Consider the following 23,676-nt stretch of genomic DNA (forward strand, 5'->3'; position numbering starts at 1 on the left):
AACTTTAAATATTTTGTAGTTTTCGTATATAATTACAAGAAAATTAACAGAAGAGTATTAGTCTCTTCTTGGTCTTCTTGGTCTTGGTGCATCACCAGAGTTTTCTGAACGTCTAGGAGCTCTATCAGATGAACCTTCAGCTCTTCTTCCAAAACCACCTTCTCTTGGAGCAGCACTTCTTCCGCCAAATCCACCTTCTCTTGGAGCTGAATTTCTGTCACTTCTAAAACCACCACCAGAACCTTCTCTTCTTGGAGCGAAGTTACCTTCACGTCTTGGAGCAGAACTTCTTCCACCAAAACCACCACCTGAGTTTCTTCCGTTATGGTCACGTCTTCCGCCACCATCATTTTTAGAGATTTCAACATTGATACGACGACCTTCTAATTGTACGTTGTTCAATACTTCCATTACTTTATCTGTGTGTTCTGGATCCGTGTTAAAGAAAGAGAAACCTTCTTTTACATCTACTTTGAAAACATCATCACGACCTAAGTCTAATGTTTCTTTCAAGTAATCTTTTAATGACATCCAGTCAAAGTTATCTCTTGAACCAATGTTCACAAAATAACGTGTTGCACCACCATTATTGTTTTCTCTTGGAGCACCATCTCTATCGTCACGATCTCTTCTTTCAGAATTCGATTGATTAGAAATATCTCTATTTTTTTTGTAATAAGCAATAAAGCGGTTAAATTCAACCGATACCATTTTCTTAATCAATTCTTCTTTCGTTAATTCCTCAAGAACATTGTTAATAGCTGGTAAGTAGTTGTCAATTTCGTGATCAACTTCAGTATCCTTAATTTTGTTAGCTAAGTGTAATAATTGGATTTCACAAATTTCAATTCCAGAAGCAATTGTTTTTTCTTCGAATTTTTGTTTGATAATTCTTTCGATAGAAGAAATCTTACGTAATTCACTTTTAGTAACAATTACGATAGAAGTTCCTAGTCTACCTGCACGACCTGTACGTCCAGAACGGTGATTGTACGTTTCGATTTCGTCAGGAAGTTGGTAATTTACTACGTGCGTAATGTTATCAACGTCAATTCCACGAGCTGCAACATCAGTAGCAACTAGCATTTGGATTTGGCGACCTCTAAAAGATTTCATTACACCATCACGTTGCGCTTGAGATAAATCTCCGTGCAATGCAGCAGCACTGTATCCATCTTCAACTAATTTTTCAGCAACAGCTTGTGTATCTCTTTTGGTACGACAAAAAACTACTGAGAAAATATCTGGATTAGAATCCGCAATACGTTTCAAAGCTTCGTAACGGTCACGAGCATTTACAAGGTAAAATTCGTGAGAAACAGTTGCTGAACCAGAATTTTTAGTTCCAACTGTGATTTCAACTGGGTCTGTCATGAATTGTTTTCCAATTCTTGCTACTTCAGCAGGCATTGTAGCCGAGAATAACCAAGTGTTTTTCTCGTCTGGTGTTGTTGAAAGGATGTTTACGATATCTTCGTAGAACCCCATGTTCAACATTTCATCAGCTTCATCAAGAATACAATAGTTAATTTGAGTAATGTTTACCAAACCTCTATTGATCATATCTTGCATTCTTCCTGGAGTTGCCACAATAATTTGCGCACCTCTTTTAATGTCTCTCGCTTGTTCTGTTATGCTAGCTCCACCGTAAACTGCTACAACATTAATACCTTTTTCGTATTTAGCGTAGTTTTTTAGTTCGTTGGTAATCTGCAAACACAATTCGCGTGTTGGAGATAAAATTAATGCTTGTGTATTTCTGTTGTTAGCATCAATTTTCTGAATAACTGGAAAACCAAAAGCTGCCGTTTTCCCTGTCCCTGTTTGAGCCAACGCCACCATATCGATGTCTTTTTCCAATAATAGGGGAATCGCTTTCTCCTGTACTTCTGACGGATTTTCAAATCCTAGATCTAAAATCGCCTTCAGTAACGATTCACTCAATCCTAATTGTTCAAATTTATTCATATGTAATTTTAAATAGGGTGCAAAAGTACTGTTAATTATTCAAATAAACTAATGGAGGTGCAAGTTTTAATGATTTATTATTATTTGATTATCAGAAAGTTATACTCTAGTGTTCTTGTTTTAAGTTTTGGTTTTAAACTTTTTCAAGACAATTACGTTAGCCATTTCATTTTTAAACATAAAATGTTGTGTTTTATAAAGTTATTTTATAGTGTTTAAAAATGAAATTAATAATTGAGTAGCTTTACCACGATGACTAATTGCATTTTTAAGTTCAGCAGACATCTCGGCAAAGGTAAGACTATGGTTTTCAGGTTGAAAAATAGGATCATAGCCAAATCCTTCTTGACCTGACTTAGTAAGTGTAATAGTTCCTTTAGCGATTCCTGTAAAAAGGTATTGTTTTCCATTTTGGTTTAATGCCATTACCGTCTTAAATTGTGCTTGTCTATTAGTTTCCTCTTTAAGATTTTCTAAAAGTTTATCCATATTTGCTATTGAATCTGAGGGTTCTCCTGCATAGCGAGCAGAATATACACCTGGTGCTCCATCTAATGCAGTTACTTCCAAACCAGTATCGTCAGCAAAACATTCATATCCATAATTTTGAGTAATAAAATTAGCTTTCAAAATGGCATTTCCTTCAATAGTATCAGCTGTTTCTGGAATTTCCTCATGGCATCCAATGTCTGCTAAACTCAAAATTTGGATACTTTGAGGCAGTAATTGTTGAATTTCTCTAATTTTATTTTTATTGTTTGAAGCAAAAACAAATTGCATAACTATAAGATTTAAAATAATTAAAATCAAAGGTACATTTTTTTTAAAATCTTTCTTTTTTATAAATAAAGACTTTTAAGTCAAAAACATAAAGGATTCAACTATTTATTAAGGATTAATTAAAAAAGAACGTAAAAGATGTTAAAAACAGGTTAAAATACTGTATTTCAATAAGTTATTTATGTTATAGTCGTATATTTGATAAGTGGTTTTGATTATTTATTTGATTATATCAATTTTCACATAAGATTGATGACTCAATATTCAACTATCAAGATGGAATATTTTAGAATTACAAGTTGAAATGATGAATCAAAATCTACAATGGGAGCGTGTAAAAACGCTCCTTTTTTGTTTGTAAAAAAACAAATCTTCTTTTTTTTTTAATCTAATGAGTTGTTATTCATCATATTAAGGTTAGGGTGTTTGTTTTATTTTCATTTTTTTAATCCAAAAGCAAACTAATAGCGTAAATGCTATTATAACTTAATAATTAAAATTATGAAAACGAGAAAATTTTTATCAGTAGCATTTATGGCATTAGTATTCGGAGCAACTTCTTTCGCTCAAAAATCAGTAATGGTAGGTGGAGCAGCAATGTATCCAACAAAAAACATTATTGAGAATGCTGTAAATTCAAAAGATCACACAACTTTAGTAGCTGCAGTTAAAGCAGCAGGATTAGTGGAAACATTACAAGGAAAAGGTCCATTTACTGTTTTTGCTCCAACAAACGCAGCTTTTGACAAATTACCAATGGGTACTGTTGAAACATTATTAAAACCAGAAAACAAAAAAATGTTACAAACTATTTTGACCTATCATGTTGTAGCAGGTAAAATGAATGCTTCAGATATTGCTAAAGCTATTAAAATGGGTAGTGGAAAAGCAACTTTGAAAACGGTAAGTGGTGGTACTTTAACAGCTTGGATGAAAGGTAAAAAATTGTATATCACTGACGAAAAAGGTGGTATGAGCCAAGTTACCATTGCTGATGTAAACCAGTCAAATGGTGTTATTCATGTAATTGACACGGTACTTTTACCAAAATCATAAGCAAACAACAAACAGATAAAAAAGCCATTAGCTACCTACTGCTAATGGCTTTTTTATGTTTAAAAGTGGCTGAATAATTTGTGTAATAAAATAAAATAATGATTCAATATTTCTAATATTGAGTAGGAGAGGAGGCTAGGTAACAATTGAGAAATAACATTACATTATATAAAAGGATTGGTAAAAATAATTGAATGGCTTTATAGTTCTAAAAAACAAAAAACCAACTGATAGAATATTCTTCCAGTTGGTTTTTTTATTAAGGTCATTATAAACTTATATTTTAGTGTAAATGCCTAAATTTAAGGAAGGGGCTAGGGGAGCGTTGTCATTTCCAAAAGCACCAAAAACAGAAAAATTAGCGCCAAATTGGTTTGGTTTAAATTCATAATTAAGTTTTAAACCTAAAGCATTATACGTTTGACGGTCTAAATAAGATAACCATTGCGTGTTTTCATTATAAAAAGCACTTTCTTTTGAAACTACATTTTTAGAATTAAAAGCAAGTATAATATGTCCTTTTGGGATAATATTGTATCCTAATTCGCCATCAAATTTTAGATAATCAGAATAATCATTACTCATATACCCATAACCTAAATTTCCGTAGTAATACCATTTTCCAATGCTTGTTCCAGCTGTTACGTATGGAACCCATGTGTTAGCAGCAAATCCTGTACTTACACCATTATTGTAAGCAATAGTATTGGCAATGTATTGTAAACCTGAACTTATTTTCCAAGCTTGGTCATAAATCTTGTATTTCAATCCTAAAGTAATATTTCCTAGTCCAGATAAATCAATATTAGTATTGTCAGTAGTTGATTTTTTGCTGATAAATTTATACGGAAGAATCAATTGTCCTTCTAATTTATCTGTTAATCCATATTCTGTGTATAATTGCGAAGTAATATCATTGTAATCAGCATTCAAATCAACCGTTTTTCCATCAATTGCTGCTTGATTGTAGAATATTCCTGAGGCTCCCAATTGAATGTAAGCTTTCCCTTTTTCTCTAGTCCACGGGCTTTGAGCTTGGATAGTTGTTGAAAATAGAACAATCCCTATGAGTATTAATCTAGTATGTTTTTTCACAATTTAGAATTTAGAATTAATTGAACTGACGATGAATATTAAAATACTGACAACTTAAGTAACAAATTACATAATTAATCGGACCCCACCTAATTCAGAAACTCGGTAGGAGAAGCGATCACCAGGTGAACCAATGAACATAAAATTCTTAGGAATATTCCATTCATTAGATAAAATATCAATAATTTCAGGACCAAAAACTCCTTCTAGCTCAATAAATTCAATATCAATTTCTGGATATGCTCTATCTAAAACCTTAAGATCAGATATTAATAAGGCATTATCCTCATGATCTTTATTTATATTTACGATTTTTAATTTCTTAGTCGTTTCATTATTTTGAACGTATTGCATTACTTTATTAATTATTGCAACATCATCACCTTTAGTAAAAAAGACAAATTCTTGTGAATTTATTTTCAGATTCATTTTTAATAAATAACGATTACTAAAAATCACCATTTTACGAAGTGGTTTGTAGAAATACTCTAAAGCTTCAATCAAAACTTTAATTAAAAAAGAACGATTAAGCATTATACCAACAAATCCGATCGCTGGAATTAAGTATTTAATAAAAGTATAAAAAGAATCTACGTTTAACTGAACATTTCCAATAAAGGCTGCAATGACTAATAAAACAGCAGTAACGACAGCAATTCCTCTTGCTTTTTCAGGCCTTGGAAGTTTTTTACGTTTGAATTTCAAAAGTAAATTACCAATACCAAATAATCCCATCACAGCGAGAAATGAAAAAGTATACACACCTGCAAGAGCCACAATATTACCTTCAGTAACTAATAATACAGATATACAAAGAATTAAAAAGCTTATGATAATTCTATAGTTAGATCCTCTTTTGTTTTGTTTTAAGAAGTAATTTGGTAAAATACGATCTAATGTCATACGATTCAATAATCCTGAAACTCCAACAAATGAAGTCAATACAGCTCCACAAAGTACCAAAACAGCATCAATAGAAATTAAATACGCTAACCATGAACCTCCTGTTGTATTTCCTAAATGAGCTAATAGCGATTCTTGATGTTCACCTACTTGTGCTATAGGAATAATACAGATTAACAAAAAAGCAATTACAGGGTTGAAAAAACTAACAATTGCCCACATATTACGCAATGTTTTAGGAAAAACACCTTGTTCTTGTTCTTCAACAAAATTAGCAGAACTTTCGAATCCAGAAATTCCCAACATAGCAGCTGAAAAACCTAAAAACAAAGCCTGTACGATACCGCCTGATGAAATTGGGAGACTCCAGTTTATACTAAAAGTATCTAATCCATTGGTAAAAAGAAAAAATACGGAAGCTAATACAAGCAAAGTTAAAGTTGACAAGTGGGTAATAAATATAACAACTGCAACAATGGCAGATTCACCAATCCCTAATATAGCTAAGCCTGTAAATAAAAGTAAAATGATTATGGTAGCAATAGTTATATTGATTTCTGGTGCAATGCTGTGTAAATAATGCATTCCTTCTGAAGCTGAGATTACTGCTGTAGCCATGTATGATAATACCGTTAATGTAGCAGCAAGAGATGCTAATCTTTTCGAAGAAGTATTTAATAATACGTTGTAAGCACCACCATTCAAAGGAATAGCTCCAACAACTTCATTGTAAATTTTACGGAATAAAAAAAGCACTACAGCAACCAATAATAATGATATCCATGCGTATTGACCAGCATATAATATGGTTAGTGCCGAAACATACAAGCAGGATGAACTAATGTCATTTCCACAAATAGCTGTTGCTTGTAATTCATTTAATTTTTTATGTAATACTTTTTTCATTATTTATAAGGATTTTGTATATAATGCGTCGCAAGTTAAGAGTTTGTAAATAATATCCAAATTAAGTAATAAAAAGTTATCTTTATTTTTATGGTATTAGCCAGTATCAAAAAACGAATCATAATTTATATTATGTAAAATAGAAATTTAATCATGCTTTTCAAGTAATAACTAATACAAAATGCGTTTAATTTATTAAATAAGATTAATATAACTTGTATGATCTAAAAAAGATTATTATTTTTTGGGTATTCGGATAATATGAATTAAAAAACGATATTTCAATAAAAAGAATTAGAATCAATTATACAGATATGAATTTGAGTCTTAATTTTATTAATTTTGCAAATCAGAATCAACAAAAACTATGAACCCAATTACGATACACATTGCTGATTTTTTAAAAAATTATACGCCTTTTGATCATTTGTCAAATGATGAATTGTCTGAAATTGCATCTAGTATTCGTGTTATTAATTTAGAAAAAAACAAAACCGTTTTTAATATAAATGATTCATTACACGATAGTTTTTATGTAGTAGCTTCAGGGTTGGTAAATTTATACGTTATTTCAGACGCTGAAGAAACAATTTTAGACAAATGTCATGAAGGTACTATTTTTGGTTTACGACCATTTTTTGCCAAAAACAACTATATCATGACTGCTAAAGCACGCGAAGAAAGTATTGTTTATGCTATTCCTATTGCTGTCTTTAGACCTTTTGTAGCTAATAATTCAGATGTTTTAAATCAATTACTAGAAAGTTTTTCTATAGATAAACGCAATACAAAAGATAAAAAAAATTATGAAAGTAACTTAATATCAGAGAACGCTTTTTTTACAGGGCAACAATCAGGTATGCAATTTTTTCAAAATTTAACTTTCAACACTGCTCCTCTACTGATTAACGGGAATAGTATCGTCAAAGATGTAGCGCAATTGATGGCTGAAATGAGAATAAATAACGCAATTATTTGTGAAAATAAAATTCCAGTTGGAATTTTAACCGATATGGATATGACTTCTAAAATAGCTACAGGTCGTTTTCCAATTACGAATACTGTTGATGCTATTATGTCATGGCCAGTAATTACTGTTTCTGAAAATGTTTCTTTAGCTGAAGCTCAATTGTTGATGTTAAAAAATAATGTTACTCATTTATGTGTTACCATTGATGGTTCTGATAAAACAGAAATTAAAGGGGTTATTACAGAACATGATTTAATTTTGGCGCAAGCTAATAATCCAGGTGTTTTAATAAAAGAAATTAAACGTTCTCAAACGGCTAGTGAATTAAAACAAATACGTTTACGTTTAGCTGATATCATTCAATCCTCCATTCAAAAAAACATTCCTTTAACTCATATTTCAAATATTGCAAGTGAAGTCAATTTTGCTATACTAAAAAGAGCAGTAGAACAGTCTATTTTAGAATTGGGCTCTCCTCCTGCTCGATTTGCATGGTTAAGTATCGGTAGTCAGGCAAGGAAAGAACAATTATTGCTTACAGATCAAGACAGTTATTTAGTTTTTGAAGATGTGGCTCCAGAAAGGTTTAGAGAGGTTAAAGATTATTTTCTTAAATTAGCTCAAAAGACTACTTTAAAACTAGAAAAAGTTGGATATTCTTTGTGTTCAAATGGACATATGGCAAGTAATGTAATTTGGTGTAAGTCATTGTCTGACTGGTTAAAACAATATGATACTTGGATGAAAACACCAGGTAAAAACAATAATGAATTAAGTAGTATCTTCTTTGATTACGAGATTATTTTTGGAGACCAAAGAATTGAAGATGCCATTAATAGCATAGTTTTTGAAAACGCCATTAATAATCCTTTATTTTATGATTTTTTAGGAAACGATGCTCTACGTAAAAATGCTCCCTTAAGTTTCTTTAAGAAATTTTTAGTAGAAGAAGAAGGTCCTTATAAAGATAAATTTGATATTAAAACTCGTGCATTGACGCCCCTTATTGATAGTGCTCGTCTGTTTACATTGAGTTATGGGATTAAAGGGATTCATAACACTTATGTTCGATTTAAACAATTGGCTATTACGGATTCAAAACATTCAGAAGTTTATCTTGATTGTGCAGATGCTTTTCTGACTTTATCTAAATTTAGAACTTTAGAAGGAATAAAAAATGATGATTCTGGTCAGTTTATAAATTTGGAAGAATTGTCTAAAATTGACCGAGAAAAACTAAAAAATGCGCTCTTACCAATGAAAGAATTGGAAGATTTGATTAAAAATAAATTTCAGTTAACTCATTTTTCATAATTATGTTTGATTGGCTAATAGGGATGAATAAAGTATATCCAGAATTCTGGAAAACATATTTATCGACATTTAATAAGAAATCCAAACGATATGTTGTTTTTTCAACAGAATCTACAGGAGAAAACGTGCATCAAGATGTAATTTTAACGCTTGGTGCTTTTTCTGTAATTGATGATAGTATCCATATCGGTGATAGCTTTGAAGCAGTTTTAATGCAGTACAAATATTTTCATGATAACAAACTCCCCTTTGACTTTATAGTACAAAGTAAGTTGCAAAAATTAGGAGAACCTGATGCAATTAAAGCGTTTATTGACTATATAGGAAATGCAATTTTAGTTGGTCATAATATCAATTTTCATGTTGAAATGATCAATGTTGCTCTTGAACGTTTAGAATGTGGACATTTAAAAAATGAAGCGCTCGATATTAATATTATGCATCAAAAGTTAGTAGAGATAACAGACCAAGATTTTAGTTTAGAGGAATTATTTACTATTTATAAAATTCCAAATATAGAAAATAGTTCATCTCCTGATACTGCATACAGCATGGCATTGTTATTTTTAAAACTAAAATCTAGACTTGGTCTTAAATAAAATAAATGATTGCTGTTAAAGCTGAAAATGCTATAAAAAACCATAATGCAATCCCTTGTAACAGAGGCTTTATACCTACTGCGCGCAGAACATTGATATTTAATCCTGAACCAATTAAGAATAAGGTAATTGTTAAACCAATTTTAGCTATACCAACCAATTTTGGGGCAAATAATGCTACTTGAGTAACATACGTATTTAATAGCATTGCCAAGATAAAAAAACCAATAAAATAAGGGATTTTGATGTTACTAGTTTTGTTTTTAAAAATCACAGTAGTGAATAAAGCAACAGGAATAATCCATAAGGCTCTAGCTAATTTTACTGTTGTTGCAATTTCTAATGCCTCTTGACCATATTTATTTGCTGAACCTACAACGGAGCTAGTATCATGAATTGCGATAGCACACCATAAACCAAATTCTTGTTGAGACAAATTAAGCCAATGACCAATAGCAGGAAATAGAAAAAGTGCAATTGAATTTAAAATAAAAATCACGCCTAATGCTACTGATGTTTGCTTTTCGTCTGATTTGATTATGGGTGCTATAGCTGCAATAGCACTTCCGCCACAGATTGCAGTACCGCATGAGATTAAATGTGACGTTTTATTTTCAATTGACAACCATTTACCTATTAAGTACCCAAAACTAATCGTGGTCACTATTGAAATTATGGTAAATACTAAACTCGTTGCCCCTATTGATATAGCGTGTAAGGCATTCATTCCGAAACCTAGACCTACTACTGATAATTGTAACAAATACCGAATAGCAATGTGATTAAAAGGTAAAAAAGGATGACCAGAAAGATTGGCTACCACTAATCCTAATAATAAAGCAATTGGTGGTGAAACTTTGGTAAAAACACAGATAAGCAATAACAGTACAAAAAAGATTTTCTGAAAAATTTTATTGGATCCTAAAAATGAAAATTTCATTAGTATTTTTTTCAACTTATCATTTATATAATTATAACAATCCGTTATATTTTCTAACAAACCATTCTGTCGAAAGAAACACAGTGATTAAAATCAACAACCAATACCATTCAATTAATGGAGACCTATTAGATTTATTTTTCTGAATGGCTTTGTAATGCTTGTTTTTTAATAAAGACTGAACTAACTCTTCTACTTGATTTGGATAATAAACCTTCCCTCCTGTTTGTATAGCCAATTGCTTTAGCTTCTCTACATCAGGATTAATAAATTGTTTTTCAATATCAAAATCCAAAACTTCAAATTTACCTGAATAACTGCTTTTTGAATTCAATTCTTTGACCCTAAAATTATAGTTCCCAGCACCAAGACCATCTAGATTGACTTTGTACGAATTATTCTTTTTTAATAAATCGTAGTTTTTGGTTTGCTTAGTATTTATATTGCTAACGGAAATTGTTAAATGTGCTTTTTCGTCAAACTCATAATTTTTATTGAAATATTGAGCTGTAATTTGAATTCCTTCCCCTAAATTATAGAAATTTTCATGTTGGACAATCAAAGATTTCTTAGTATTATTAGATGCTAAAAACTGAATGATTTTATCTATAAAAACATCATATTTTTCAGATGACTGATTGGTGATCGTATTTGTTAATCGCCATTTCCAACTGTTTTCTCCAAAAAGAAACGCCATTCGTTTCCCTTGATTTTCGGTAAAAGATAATAAAGGTGCATTGGTTTCTATGTTTCTAATTTTTGACGAAAGTAAAACAGCTACATTTCCTTTGGTAGTAATTTTGCTAAAAGGATTCCCTAATGGTGGTAAGTTTTCGAAACCAATATTTTCAATAGCAAAGTTGTTAAACTGTGGATTAAAACTAGCTAAATAGTCTTCTTGTTGAGTACTTATTTTAAATTCAAAAATATTCTGTTTCTGATTTAAAAAATTAAAATCGGTATGCATTCCAGTGATAACAAAACTATTAATTCCTGCCAATTTACTTTTTTCGAAAAGGGCTTTAAATTCGGAAGTTGGTTGATAAAAAACTAAAACAGATATATCATCTAATGATTTGATTTCAGATGGTTTAACTATTGTTACTTTACGTTGTTGATTAGATTCAATAGCTCTTTTTAATGAACCAATATCTGGATGTGAAATAGCGGAAACAATTGTAATATTTGTTTTTTGATCGATAATTTCAATTGCAAAATTCTTGGTGTTATTGTACTCGTTATTTTCTTTTTCTACAGAACGAATAGTCGCTTTATAAACTTGTGCCCCTACTTTATCCGCTGCTAAAAAAACATTGACAGCAGCAGTTTTTTTTGTAGAAGAAAAGGAAACAGTTTGTTTTGCTAGTATTGAATTCCCATTACGAATTGTAAATTCTGCTTGCACATTTTTAGTTCCGGAGTATCCTAAAAACACTTCTACTGGAAATTTATTCTTTAAAAAAGCATATTTATTTACATTCAGCTGATTGATTTTTAAGTCCAATACTTTGGTAGTGTCACCAATAACAACTGGAAATATTGAGTTTTCACTTCCAAAACTATATACATAATCATTTCCTGAAGTTTGATTACCATCCGTAATTATTATGGTTGGGTACGATTTATTCCGATTGGTATTCTTTAGATTTTTTGCAACAGCATCCAAGTTGGTTTGTATTCCTTTAAAATCAAAGCTATCCGAATATAGACATTCATTATCAAATTGAAAAGATTGGATATTGTATTTTTCTTGTAACTCTTTATTGGTAACCAAAGATTGATAGGTAGCTAAGCTGGCTTTGGTACCATTTAAGTGAGTTATTGAACTGGAATTATCGACAACAACTGCCAATGGTGGTTTTACAATTTCGAGTGTGTTTTTGGTAATCATCGGATTAATCAACAATAACAAAATACAGAAGAAAGATAAAAAACGCAAAAAAGCCAAAAACAAATTCAGTTTTGAATTGCTTTTGGCTTTGTATATATATTGAAAAAAAGACAAACCAGCTGCTATTATTAATGAAAGTATTATTAATAGAATGGTGTTGGTTGTCATATTTTTTTAGTTTAATGTTTTGGGTTTATAGTTTGTGGTTGTAGAACAATAAACAACGAACCATTAACAAAAACATTTTTAAGTTAGCATTCCTCCACAAACATTCAATGTCTGTCCTGTTACATAAGCACTCATATCCGAAGCTAAGAAAAGACACGCATTAGCTACATCTTCTGTCGTTCCACCACGTTTCAACGGAATACCATCTCTCCATCCTTGAACCACATCTTCACTTAGTTTAGCAGTCATTTCAGTTTCAATAAATCCCGGGGCAATAGCGTTGCAACGAATATTACGAGAACCTAATTCTAAGGCTACAGACTTCGTAAAACCAATAACACCTGCTTTTGAAGCAGCATAATTTGTTTGACCAGCGTTACCTTGAACACCAACGACACTACTCATATTGATGATAGAACCAGCACGTTTCTTTAAAAAAGTTTTTTGAACGGCTTTAGTCATATTAAATACTGACTTTAAGTTTACCGCAATAACATCATCAAAATCAGCTTCAGAAATACGCATTAATAAATTATCTTTAGTGATTCCAGCGTTGTTGATTAAGATGTCAATTGTTCCAAAATCTGCCAATACAGTTTCAACTAAAGTTTGTGCTTCATTAAAATCAGCTGCATTTGATTTATATCCTTTGGCTTTAATTCCTAAAGCGTTTAATTCGTTTTCTAATGCTAAAGCAGATTCAACTGATGAACTGTATGTGAAAGCAACATTAGCTCCGTTTTTTGCAAAAACTTCAGCAACGCCTCTTCCTATTCCGCGACTTGCGCCTGTTATTATGGCTACTTTTCCTTCTAGTAATTTCATATTATGATATCATTTTTTTTATCGAGTTACAAATATAGATTATTTACCGATTTTATGAAATTTGTAGTATAAAAAAAGCCTTACCGAAGTAAAGCTTTTTGAATATTTGTTTGGTCTTGATTAAAAAGCCACATTCCATCTTGGCAATTTACCGTTTGCATCAAGGTAATTTTGTAAAACCTGTCCTTCAACAGCTGTTGGAATTCCTTTGTTATCTTCATTAAAAGTTTCAAACCAAAGTACTTCTAATCTTTCGATATTTTCTATTTTCATTTGTGCTGGCCAAGAATATTTTCTTCCTGTTTTTGCAAATTGGTGTCCATTTACGATTTTATCGTACAAACCGCCATTTTTACTCTTCAAAGATCCATCATTTTGTACAGTTCCAGTAGAACCTACCATGATTAATTCTTTTTCGTCACCAGTGATAGCATTTACTACAAAAACACCACTTCCTTCAGAAGCATTACACACTTCTTCTAAACTATCTTCTATTGTAAAAGTGAAACTATTACTGTTTTTGAATTTTTCTAATTCTTTATACATTTTTTTTAATTTTTGCAAAGGTACTAAGATTTTGAGAAACTTAGTGCCAAAGTTTTTGTTTGAATTCAAATACGCCTAAATGAAGAAAAAGCTCCGTCTGTTTATGCAACAAGACGCAGCTTTTAGTATTTAAAATGAAATTCTAGAATTAACCCATAATTTCTTTTACTTTTTTACCAATTTCAGCTGGTGAATCAACAACGTGAATTCCGTTGTCTCTCATGATTTGTTTTTTAGCAGCAGCAGTATCATCAGATCCTCCAACGATAGCACCAGCGTGACCCATTGTTCTACCAGCAGGAGCGGTTTCTCCAGCAATAAAACCAATTACAGGCTTACGGTTACCATCAGCTTTAATCCATTTAGCAGCATCAGCTTCTAATTGACCACCAATTTCACCAATCATAATGATACATTCAGTTTCAGGATCGTTCATTAATAATTCAACTGCTTCTTTAGTAGTTGTTCCAATGATTGGATCTCCACCAATACCGATAGCTGTAGTAATTCCCAATCCTTGTTTTACAACTTGGTCAGCTGCTTCGTAAGTTAATGTTCCTGATTTAGAAACGATACCTACAGTTCCTTTTTTGAAAACAAAACCTGGCATAATACCTACTTTAGCTTCTCCTGGAGTAATAACCCCTGGACAGTTAGGTCCAATTAATCTAGCGTTTCTTTGTTTTACATAATTATTGGCTTTAATCATATCTGCTACAGGAATTCCCTCAGTGATAGCAATAATTACTTTAATACCTGCCTCAGCAGCTTCCATGATAGCATCAGCAGCAAAAGCTGGTGGTACAAAAATGATAGTAGTATCAGCACCCGCTTGTTCAACAGCGTCTTTAACAGTATTGAAAACAGGACGGTCTAAATGTGTAGAACCACCTTTACCTGGAGTTACTCCACCAACAACGTTAGTTCCGTACTCAATCATTTGAGACGCATGGAAAGTACCTTCACTTCCTGTAAAACCTTGAACAATTATTTTGGAATCTTTATTAACTAAAACACTCATGATATATATTTTATGTAGTTTTTAAATTTTGTGTTGCAAAAATATAAAATAGAAAGCACTAAATTGTCTTCAAAATCCGATTTTTTAAAACAAAATTCAAGGTTTTTGACTGATTTGAAACCCACGGAATAATTTATTGTCTTTTAGTTCCCAAATAACCATAAAATGAGCCAATAACATTTCCTCTCTAGGATTCTCAATCGTCTTCACAAAATGAGAATAACGAACGGATATGATGTTGTCTTCTGAAAGGATATGACTTATCCTTACCTTAGTTCGAACATAAGCTTTATTCAATTGATCTGTAAGATTAATTATTGCATCATAATTTAACTGAGTAAATCCTTCACTATTATTCCAATCAACAATAATTTCTGGATGAATATACTCTTTCATAACATCACTGTTAATTAATGCATCAGACTTATAAAAATCGAGGATAATTTTTTTTGAAGACATACTATTTTAATTTAGTTAAAATATCTGGTATTTTTTTGATATTGGCTAATTGTTTCAATATTTCTCTTGACTCTTGTATTGGAGTGCCAAAATAAGACTTTCCTCCAGCAACTGATTTGGTTACCCCTGTTTGTCCCATAATGACCGCCTTTGTACCAATGGTGATTCCACTTGTAGTTCCTACTTGTCCCCAGATAGTAACTTCATCTTCAATTATGACACAACCAGCAATACCTGTTTGAGACGCAATCAAACATTTTTTGCCAATAATAGTATCATGTCCTATGTGCACTTGATTATCTAATTTTGTTCCTTCACCAATAGTCGTATCACCTGTGACTCCTTTGTCGATAGTACATAAGGCTCCAATACCAACGTTATCTTTGATTACTACTCTCCCACCAGAAACCAATTGATCAAAACCAGTTTCTCTTTTTTTATAATAAAAAGCATCAGCACCAAGAACAGTTCCAGCGTGAATAATAACGTTGTCCCCAATTACAGTATGATCATAAATACAAACATTGGGATGGATTAAGCAATTTTCACCAATTAGTACATGATTTCCAACAAAAACATTGGGTTGAATGATTGTTCCTTCTCCTATTTGAGCTGTAGGAGCAATTGATACTGAACTGTGTATAAAGGGTTTGAAATGATTGGTTAATTTATTAAAATCTCTAAAAGGATCATCAGAAATCAACAATGCTTTTCCTTCTGGGCATACCACTTTTTTATTAATTAAAATAATAGTAGCGGCTGAATTTAAAGCTTTTTCATAATATTTAGGATGATCTACAAAAACTATATCTCCTTTTTCTACTACGTGAATTTCATTCATCCCTAAGACTTCAAAAGTAGCATTGCCAATATATTCACATTGAAGTAAATTAGCAATCGCTTGTAAGGAATGCGCTTTAGTAAATTTCATAAAATAATTTGATAATATATTAATTTAAAAAGTTGAAAATAAACAAAAAACGAATTCGATTTTAATTTACTTTCAACTTTATTTTTTATGTAATTAAGGATTACTCTTTTACACGCTCCATATAATTCCCTGAAGCAGTATCAATTTTGATTTTATCTCCTTCGTTAATAAATAAAGGAACATTTACTGAAGCTCCTGTTTCAACGGTTGCAGGTTTAGTAGCATTTGTTGCTGTATTTCCTTTTAAACCTGGTTCTGTGTAAGTAACTTCAAGAATTACTGATGGAGCCATATCAACTGATAATGGTAAATCTGTTTCAGTGTTGATTTGAATCATTACATTTTCACCTTCTTTCAATAAATCTGGTGAATCCAAAACATTTCTATCTAATGTGATTTGTTCGAATGTTTCAGCATTCATAAAATGAAAATCATTTCCTTCTGGGTATAAAAACTGAAAAGTATGCGTTTCTACTCTTACAACATCAATTTTATGTCCTGCAGAGAACGTATTGTCTAATACTTTACCGTTAGTCACTGATTTTAATTTAGTTCTTACAAAAGCAGGTCCTTTTCCTGGTTTTACATGAAGAAATTCGATAATTTTATAAATATCGTGATTGTGTTTGATGCAAAGTCCGTTTTTAATGTCTGATGTAGATGCCATTTTGTTTGTGTTTTTCTCCATCCCGATCCTTCCGCCGCGGCGGAGAGGGAGACTTGATGGATATGTGTTACTTATTATTTTTTCAATCTAGTTCCTTTTCCTTTAATTTTAAAGGCTTATTTGTTTTCAAACAAATTCCGCAATCCCTCCCTCTACTTTGGGGAGAGCCGGGTGGTAACTTTAATAGTTCCCTGAATACCCTTTCATAACTCCCCGTGAAGAGTTACGAATGAAGTCTAATATTTCGTCACGTTCTGGAGTGGCTTCCATTTCAGCTTCGATAATTCCGATTGCTTGTGTTGTGTTGTAATTTTTTTGATATAGAATACGATAAATATCTTGAATTTCTCGGATCTTTTCAGTTGAGAAACCCCTTCTTCTCAATCCAACAGAGTTAATCCCTACATAAGACAAAGGCTCTTTGGCGGCTTTTGTATAAGGAGGAACATCTTTACGCAATAAAGAACCACCCGAAATCATCGCGTGATCTCCAATACTAATAAATTGATGTACAGCAGATAATCCACCAATTACGGCATAATTACCTACAGTAACGTGACCACCTAATAAAACACCATTTACAATAATAGCATTATCACCTACATGACAATCGTGCGCAATATGTGCAGCAGCCATAATTAAACAGTTGTTTCCAATGGTAGTTTGTCCTGAAGCAATTGTTCCTCTATTGATGGTTACACATTCTCTAATGGTGCAATTATCTCCTATAATGGCAAGAGAATCTTCACCTCCAAATTTTAAATCTTGAGGCACTGCTGAAATTACAGCTCCTGGAAAAATATTACAATTTTTCCCTATTCTAGCACCCTCCATGATCGTTACATTAGAACCAATCCAAGTTCCATCACCAATGATTACATTGTTATGAATAGTTGTAAAAGGCTCAATAACCACATTTTTGGCAATTTTAGCGCCAGGATGAACATATGCTAATGGTTGATTCATCTAACTTTTATTTATGTTTATTAAAGAATAATTTCAAACGGTAAATTTGAAGCTTTCTTTAAATTTGATTTAGTTTTTCTTTGCAATTTGTGCCATTAGCTCTGCTTCAGCTACTAATCTACCGTTAGCATAAGCATTTGCTTGCATGTGACAAATACCTCTTCTAATAGGAGTAATTAGGTCACACTTAAATATTAAAGTATCACCAGGCAATACTTTTTGTTTGAACTTAACATTGTCCATTTTCATAAAATATGTTAAATAATTTTCAGGATCTGGAACTGTACTTAATACTAAAATTCCTCCTGTTTGCGCCATTGCTTCCACAATCAAAACACCTGGCATTACTGGTGCGCCTGGAAAATGACCTACAAAGAAACTTTCGTTCATTGTTACATTTTTCATCCCAACAATATGACTTTCAGTCATTTCGATAATCCTGTCAATCAGCAAGAATGGAGGTCTATGCGGTAAAACCGACATGATTTTATGAATATCCATCAACGGTTCTTGGTGTAAATCAAAAGAAGGAACAAAGTTTCTTTGTTCAATTTTAATGATTTTAGCCATTTTTTTAGCAAATTGTGTATTTACAAAATGCCCTGGTTTATTGGCTATAATTTTACCTTGAATTTTGGTACCAATTAAAGCTAAATCCCCTACTACATCTAGCAATTTGTGTCTTGCAGCTTCGTTTGGGTAATGTAAATTTAGATTGTCTAAAATACCATTAGGTTTCACGTTTATAGTCTCTTTACCAAAAGCTACTTTTAAACTAGACATGGTAGCATCTGAGATTTCTTTATCTACATAAACAATAGCATTATTTAGATCTCCACCTTTAATCAAACCATTTTCTAATAATGATTCTAATTCGTGCAAGAAACTAAACGTTCTTGAATTGGCTATTTCAGATTTAAAATCAGCGATGTTTTTAAGGGTAGCATTTTGTGTTCCAAGAATTTTTGTCCCAAAATCTACCATAGTAGTTACACTATAAGAATCACTTGGCATCACTAAGATTTCGCTTCCTGTTTCTTCATCAGTGAACGAAATCACTTCTTTTACTACATATACATTTCGCTTTGCATTTTGTTCTTCAATTTCGGCTTTCTCAAGAGCTTCCACAAAATATTTAGAAGACCCATCCATGATAGGCAATTCAGACGCATTTAGTTCAATGATCACATTGTCTAAATCACATCCTTCCAATGCTGCCAAGACATGTTCTGGGGTTTGAATTTTTACACCTAATTTCTCTAAATTAGTCCCTCTTTGTGTATTCACAACATAATTTGCATCTGCCTCAACAACAGGGTGCCCTTCTAAGTCAACTCTAACAAAAGTAAAACCGTTATTAACTGGAGCAGGTTTGAAAGTCATTTTCACTTCTTTACCTGTATGTAATCCAACTCCAGTAAGGGATACTTCTGTTTTGATGGTCTTCTGTTTAACCATTGTTTGCGTTTTTTGTGTTTAATATTTGTTTCTTTAACTCTTCAATTTCTGTAATTATTTTTGGCAAGTTCTTGAAATGAACATAGGATTTACTAAAATCATTGTAACCAAAAGTAGGGCTACCTTGCAATATTTCATTATCTTTTATATTTCTACCAACACCTGATTGTGCTTGAATGCGAACATTATTCCCAATGGTTAAATGTCCAGAAATCCCGACTTGTCCACCAATCATTGCATTTTTACCCACTTTGGTAGAACCTGCAATTCCCGTTTGCGCTGCAATTACGGTATTTTCTCCTATTTCTACGTTATGTGCCACTTGAATTTGATTATCTAATTTCACACCACTACGAATTATTGTAGATCCCATAGTAGCTCTGTCAATAGTGGTACAAGCTCCAATTTCTACATTATCTTCAATAATTACATTTCCTATTTGAGGGATTTTACTAAAAGTTCCATTTTGATTTGGAGCATATCCAAAACCATCTGAACCAATAATAGTTCCTGCATGTATCGTACAATTATTTCCAATAATGGTTTCTGAGTACACTTTCGCACCTGAAAAAAAAGTAACATTATTACCTATTTTTACATTATCTCCTATATAACAATTGGGATAAATCTTAACATTATCACCAATTTTAACATTGCTTCCTATATAGGCAAAACTTCCTAAATAAAAATTTTCGCCATACGTAACATTTTCAGAAATAACTGAAGGTTGTTCTATCCCGTTTTTCTGTCCTTTTGCTTGATCGTAAAATTCTAACAATTTTGAAAATGACAAATAAGCATCTTCTACTTTTATCAAAGTTGTTTTTAATTCAGATTCAGCTACAAAAGTTTTGTTTACTATCGTTATAGTAGCTTCTGTTGTATAAATGTAATTGTTGTATTTTGGATTTGACAAAAAAGTCAATGAACCTTCTTTTCCTTCTTCTATTTTGGATAACTGGAAAACTTCAGCATTAGGGTTCCCCACTACCTCTCCTTCTAAAATTCCCGCTATTTGTTCTGCTGTAAATTTCATCATGTTAAAATTATTTTTTTAAAGCTTCTAAATTAAATTTCAGTAATTGAAACCCCTTAGTTCCTTTTAAAAAAATGATTGCCTCTCTACCTTTCGACAAAAATATAAAAAAATTGATGTTAAATCTTTATTTGTTCGAGTTGTTTTGGGAAACAAATATAGTACTTAGTTACTGATTTTGATAAAGATTTTAAATTCAGCTGGTCTGGAGATTCAAAAACATCCTCTACTGAACGGTCTTTTTTAAGTATTCGAATGGGTTCAGCTTCCTTACTATAGGCTTGATTTTTTATTTTCCCCTTGAAAACAAAATAATTAGCCTCTTGTAAACTTAGGTTGTTTTCCTGTGCAAATTTCTCTTTAAATAGCTCTAAATCATCAATAGTAGGTTTTTCCGTTGTTAATTTTATTTTTAACAAATCACGATTGATAATCATTTTACTTAAAGATGCTAATATGAAATCAGGATTATTTTGCCAAGATTTCAAAGCGCTAATAATATCAAAATCATCCAATTGAGAAAATAAATTTAAATTTTTAGCATCAAAAGTTTCAAAGGATATTTTGTTTTGCATAAAAAACAATAAAGGTTCACTGCATGACAATTGAATCCCCTTTGTTGTTAATTCTTTGGCTCTTTTCAAAACTTTGGTCAAAATTAATTCGGCTACCAAACTAGTTTTATGTAGATAAGCTTGCCAATACATTAAACGTCTAGACATCAAGAATTTTTCAATCGAATAGATTCCTTTTTCTTCAATTACTAAGAAATCATCTACTACATTCATCATCTGGATTAATCGCTCTGAATTAACATTTCCTTCAGCCACTCCTGAATAAAAACTATCTCGCTTCAAATAATCCATTCGATCCATGTCTAACTGACTAGAAATCAATTGCAACATGAATTTTCTATGATACTCCCCTTTAAAAACTTTAATAGCTAAATTTAATTTTCCATCAAATTCAATATTTAATTGTTCCATAAACAATAATGAAATTTGCTCATGATGGACATCTTCAACTATACTTTTTTCCATAGTATGCGAAAATGGTCCATGTCCTATATCATGTAATAAAATGGCAATATACAATGCGTTTTCTTCTTCATCAGAAATAAGAACTTCCTTAAAACGAAGGACATCGACTGCTTTTTGCATCAAATGCATACAACCTAAGGCATGGTGAAAACGAGTATGATTTGCCCCTGGATACACTAAATATGATAATCCCATTTGGGTTATTCGTCTTAACCTTTGAAAATAGGGGTGTTGAATTAAATCATAAATTAACGCATTGGGAATGGTAATAAATCCATATATAGGATCATTGAATATTTTTAGCTTATTGATATGACTCACTATGAAATTTTTTTTAAGGTCAACAAATATAAGGAAAATTGATTTTAAAAGCTTAGTTATAAATGCGGTTTTGGCTCTATTGCAAATTCTATTTTTAATTAAACAAATGTTTAACAAAAATTTAAGTTCGTTCAGTTCAGTAATTACCGAACCAATTGTAGATTTGCAAAAAAATAAATACTAATGATGAGTATCGAAAATGATAGACTAGAAATTATCGAAATGTTTGGTAACCATTTTGAAAAATTATACAACATTCCTCCATTGGCGGCAAGAATTTTAGGCACCCTTATCATTGACGGTTGCAAAACTGGATTAACATTTGAATCTTTAATAGAAAAAATAGGCGCTAGTAAAAGTTCTATTTCGACTAATTTGAATTTACTATTAAAAATGGATCAAATATCTTATATCACTAAACCAGGTGATCGAAAAAAATATTTTAAGCCAGCCGATTTAAGTGAGCGACTAGATAACTATTTAAAATTGATTGATTCTGAATATCTTATTATGGATAGAATAGTAGATTACAGAGAAAAAACAGCTTCTTGTCCTGAAGAGATTTGCAATTTGCAAAACGTTAAAGCCTATAGAGAACACGTTCTTGATGTAAAAAAAATATTTCTAAAAACAATTAACGAATTTAAAAAAATTGAAATTCATAACAAATCCAATAAATAATTTCCATATGAAAAAGAGCTATTTTATAAGCGTAATCTTGTTGTCAATTACTTTATTATCATCTTGTAACAAAAAAAAGGATGAGCAAGCACCACCCCCTGTTATGACCTATAAGGTTGTTCAACTTTCTAAATCGAATACTACTTTACTAGCAGAATATCCCGCTAGTGTAGAAGGAATTACAGATATTGATATTCGCGCAAAAGTGGATGGTTACATTGAAAAAATATATGTTCAAGAAGGTGAACAGGTGAAAAAAGGACAACTGCTTTTCAAGTTGGAAACACAAACAGCAAACCAAGAAGCGGGTGCTGCCAAAGCAAGAATAACAGCTGCGCAAGTAGAAGTTGATCGTTTGAAACCACTAGTAGACCGCAATATCATAAGTGATGTTCAATTGGCTACAGCTAAAGCAAATCTTGCTGTTGCAAAAAGTACGTATCAAAGTATCGTTGCAAAAATTAATTATGCCTCTATTAAAAGTCCTGTGAATGGAATTGTTGGATCATTACCTTTAAGAATAGGGAGTTATGTGAGCAGCCAAACAGCTGAACCCTTAACGCGTATTTCAGATGTTAGTACGGTTTATGCTTATTTCTCAGTGAATGAAAAGCAACAGCTAGATATTATGATGCATGCAGAAGGAAAATCATTCGAACAAAAGATTGCGAATATGCCACGTGTTAATTTGGTTTTAAGTAACGGAATGGTGTACGAACAAACAGGAAAAATTGAAACTTTTAGTGGACAAGCTAATTCTCAAACAGGTTCGTTCAACGTTAGGGCAAGCTTCTCTAATGCTAATAAATTATTGCGTTCTGGAATCAGTGGAATAATCCAAATTCCGACAGATTTAAAAGATGTTATCCTTATACCTCAAAATGCTACCCTAGAATTACAAGACAAACGTATTGTTCTTATTGCTGATAAAGAAAATAAAGTAAAAGCGATTCCTGTTGAAGTGCGTGCCGTACCTGGAGGTCAATTTTTTGTAGTGGATAAAGGATTGAATGTCAATGATAAAATCCTTATTGAAGGTGTTGGAATTGTTACCGAAGGAACACCTATCAAGCCAGAAATAGTTGATTATGCAACTATAATTAATCCTGAGAAAATTAAATCAACAAATTAATAA

Annotated in this window: 21 protein-coding genes; 5 read left to right on the forward strand and 16 right to left on the reverse strand. The window is 31.7% G+C overall.

Annotated features, from left to right (window positions below; genetic code table 11):
• Nucleotides 1–57 precede the first annotated feature (57 nt).
• Complete coding sequence (locus WBQ70_RS09065) at nt 58–1,968, reverse strand: DEAD/DEAH box helicase (RefSeq protein ID WP_423913162.1); 1,911 nt, start codon at nt 1,966–1,968, stop codon at nt 58–60.
• Between the two features lie 201 nt (nt 1,969–2,169).
• Nucleotides 2,170–2,748, reverse strand: a complete 579-nt coding sequence (locus WBQ70_RS09070) for a non-canonical purine NTP diphosphatase (RefSeq protein WP_423913164.1) — start codon at nt 2,746–2,748, stop codon at nt 2,170–2,172.
• 501 nt (nt 2,749–3,249) lie between these two features.
• Here WBQ70_RS09070 and WBQ70_RS09075 point away from each other — a divergent pair.
• On the forward strand, nt 3,250–3,804 hold the full coding sequence (locus tag WBQ70_RS09075) for a fasciclin domain-containing protein (RefSeq protein ID WP_423913167.1): 555 nt from the start codon (nt 3,250–3,252) through the stop codon (nt 3,802–3,804).
• A 276-nt stretch (nt 3,805–4,080) separates the two neighbouring features.
• Here the strand turns inward: WBQ70_RS09075 and WBQ70_RS09080 are convergent, their stop codons facing one another.
• Both WBQ70_RS09080 and WBQ70_RS09085 read right to left on the reverse strand, forming a co-directional pair.
• The gene (locus tag WBQ70_RS09080; protein WP_423913169.1) at nt 4,081–4,899 is read right to left on the reverse strand and encodes a hypothetical protein; all 819 of its coding nucleotides are present in this window, start codon (nt 4,897–4,899) and stop codon (nt 4,081–4,083) included.
• Between the two features lie 66 nt (nt 4,900–4,965).
• Nucleotides 4,966–6,708 (reverse strand): APC family permease, encoded by a 1,743-nt coding sequence (locus tag WBQ70_RS09085; RefSeq protein ID WP_423913172.1) that lies wholly within the window; start codon nt 6,706–6,708, stop codon nt 4,966–4,968.
• A gap of 367 nt (nt 6,709–7,075) precedes the next feature.
• Here WBQ70_RS09085 and WBQ70_RS09090 point away from each other — a divergent pair, with 367 nt between their 5' ends.
• Both WBQ70_RS09090 and WBQ70_RS09095 read left to right on the forward strand, forming a co-directional pair.
• Nucleotides 7,076–8,992, forward strand: a complete 1,917-nt coding sequence (locus WBQ70_RS09090; protein ID WP_423913175.1) for a DUF294 nucleotidyltransferase-like domain-containing protein — start codon at nt 7,076–7,078, stop codon at nt 8,990–8,992.
• Between the two features lie 23 nt (nt 8,993–9,015).
• Nucleotides 9,016–9,591 (forward strand): exonuclease domain-containing protein, encoded by a 576-nt coding sequence (locus WBQ70_RS09095; RefSeq protein WP_423913177.1) that lies wholly within the window; start codon nt 9,016–9,018, stop codon nt 9,589–9,591.
• On the opposite strand, the gene WBQ70_RS09100 is transcribed toward WBQ70_RS09095, so the two are convergent.
• From WBQ70_RS09100 to WBQ70_RS09155, 12 genes are all read right to left on the reverse strand, one after another.
• Complete coding sequence (locus WBQ70_RS09100; protein ID WP_423913179.1) at nt 9,584–10,531, reverse strand: YeiH family protein; 948 nt, start codon at nt 10,529–10,531, stop codon at nt 9,584–9,586. The genes WBQ70_RS09095 and WBQ70_RS09100 overlap by 8 nt on opposite strands.
• A gap of 31 nt (nt 10,532–10,562) precedes the next feature.
• Nucleotides 10,563–12,590 carry a hypothetical protein gene (locus tag WBQ70_RS09105; protein WP_423913181.1) on the reverse strand — a complete coding sequence of 676 codons (2,028 nt, stop codon included), beginning with the start codon at nt 12,588–12,590 and terminating at the stop codon, nt 10,563–10,565.
• A 78-nt stretch (nt 12,591–12,668) separates the two neighbouring features.
• Nucleotides 12,669–13,415: a 3-oxoacyl-[acyl-carrier-protein] reductase gene (gene fabG / locus WBQ70_RS09110; RefSeq protein ID WP_423913184.1), complete on the reverse strand. Its 747-nt coding sequence runs from the start codon at nt 13,413–13,415 to the stop codon at nt 12,669–12,671.
• A gap of 120 nt (nt 13,416–13,535) precedes the next feature.
• Complete coding sequence (locus WBQ70_RS09115; protein ID WP_423913186.1) at nt 13,536–13,961, reverse strand: hypothetical protein; 426 nt, start codon at nt 13,959–13,961, stop codon at nt 13,536–13,538.
• A 148-nt stretch (nt 13,962–14,109) separates the two neighbouring features.
• On the reverse strand, nt 14,110–14,982 hold the full coding sequence (gene sucD / locus WBQ70_RS09120; protein WP_423913188.1) for a succinate--CoA ligase subunit alpha: 873 nt from the start codon (nt 14,980–14,982) through the stop codon (nt 14,110–14,112).
• A 96-nt stretch (nt 14,983–15,078) separates the two neighbouring features.
• On the reverse strand, nt 15,079–15,441 hold the full coding sequence (locus tag WBQ70_RS09125; RefSeq protein ID WP_423913191.1) for a nuclear transport factor 2 family protein: 363 nt from the start codon (nt 15,439–15,441) through the stop codon (nt 15,079–15,081).
• A gap of 1 nt (nt 15,442) precedes the next feature.
• A complete protein-coding gene (locus tag WBQ70_RS09130) occupies nt 15,443–16,372 on the reverse strand; it encodes a UDP-3-O-(3-hydroxymyristoyl)glucosamine N-acyltransferase (RefSeq protein WP_423913194.1) in 930 nt (309 codons plus the stop codon).
• A gap of 100 nt (nt 16,373–16,472) precedes the next feature.
• Complete coding sequence (gene efp, locus WBQ70_RS09135; RefSeq protein WP_423913196.1) at nt 16,473–17,039, reverse strand: elongation factor P; 567 nt, start codon at nt 17,037–17,039, stop codon at nt 16,473–16,475.
• 180 nt (nt 17,040–17,219) lie between these two features.
• Nucleotides 17,220–18,005 carry an acyl-ACP--UDP-N-acetylglucosamine O-acyltransferase gene (gene lpxA / locus WBQ70_RS09140; RefSeq protein WP_423913199.1) on the reverse strand — a complete coding sequence of 262 codons (786 nt, stop codon included), beginning with the start codon at nt 18,003–18,005 and terminating at the stop codon, nt 17,220–17,222.
• A 69-nt stretch (nt 18,006–18,074) separates the two neighbouring features.
• Nucleotides 18,075–19,463 (reverse strand): bifunctional UDP-3-O-[3-hydroxymyristoyl] N-acetylglucosamine deacetylase/3-hydroxyacyl-ACP dehydratase, encoded by a 1,389-nt coding sequence (locus tag WBQ70_RS09145; RefSeq protein WP_423913201.1) that lies wholly within the window; start codon nt 19,461–19,463, stop codon nt 18,075–18,077.
• Complete coding sequence (lpxD, locus tag WBQ70_RS09150) at nt 19,456–20,499, reverse strand: UDP-3-O-(3-hydroxymyristoyl)glucosamine N-acyltransferase (protein WP_423913223.1); 1,044 nt, start codon at nt 20,497–20,499, stop codon at nt 19,456–19,458. Before lpxD ends, WBQ70_RS09145 begins: the two co-directional genes overlap by 8 nt.
• Before the next feature lie 119 nt (nt 20,500–20,618).
• Nucleotides 20,619–21,860: an HD domain-containing protein gene (locus WBQ70_RS09155; protein WP_423913204.1), complete on the reverse strand. Its 1,242-nt coding sequence runs from the start codon at nt 21,858–21,860 to the stop codon at nt 20,619–20,621.
• A gap of 183 nt (nt 21,861–22,043) precedes the next feature.
• On the opposite strand from WBQ70_RS09155, the gene WBQ70_RS09160 reads away from it, so the two are divergent.
• Together WBQ70_RS09160 and WBQ70_RS09165 are read left to right on the forward strand one after the other, a co-directional pair.
• Entirely contained in the window at nt 22,044–22,541 is a 498-nt protein-coding gene (locus WBQ70_RS09160) for a GbsR/MarR family transcriptional regulator (protein WP_423913205.1), read from the forward strand.
• A gap of 7 nt (nt 22,542–22,548) precedes the next feature.
• Complete coding sequence (locus WBQ70_RS09165; RefSeq protein ID WP_423913207.1) at nt 22,549–23,673, forward strand: efflux RND transporter periplasmic adaptor subunit; 1,125 nt, start codon at nt 22,549–22,551, stop codon at nt 23,671–23,673.
• The last annotated feature ends 3 nt before the right edge of the window (nt 23,674–23,676 follow it).

Source organism: Flavobacterium sp. (assembly GCF_049590715.1).
Classification (GTDB): Bacteria; Bacteroidota; Bacteroidia; order Flavobacteriales; family Flavobacteriaceae; genus Flavobacterium.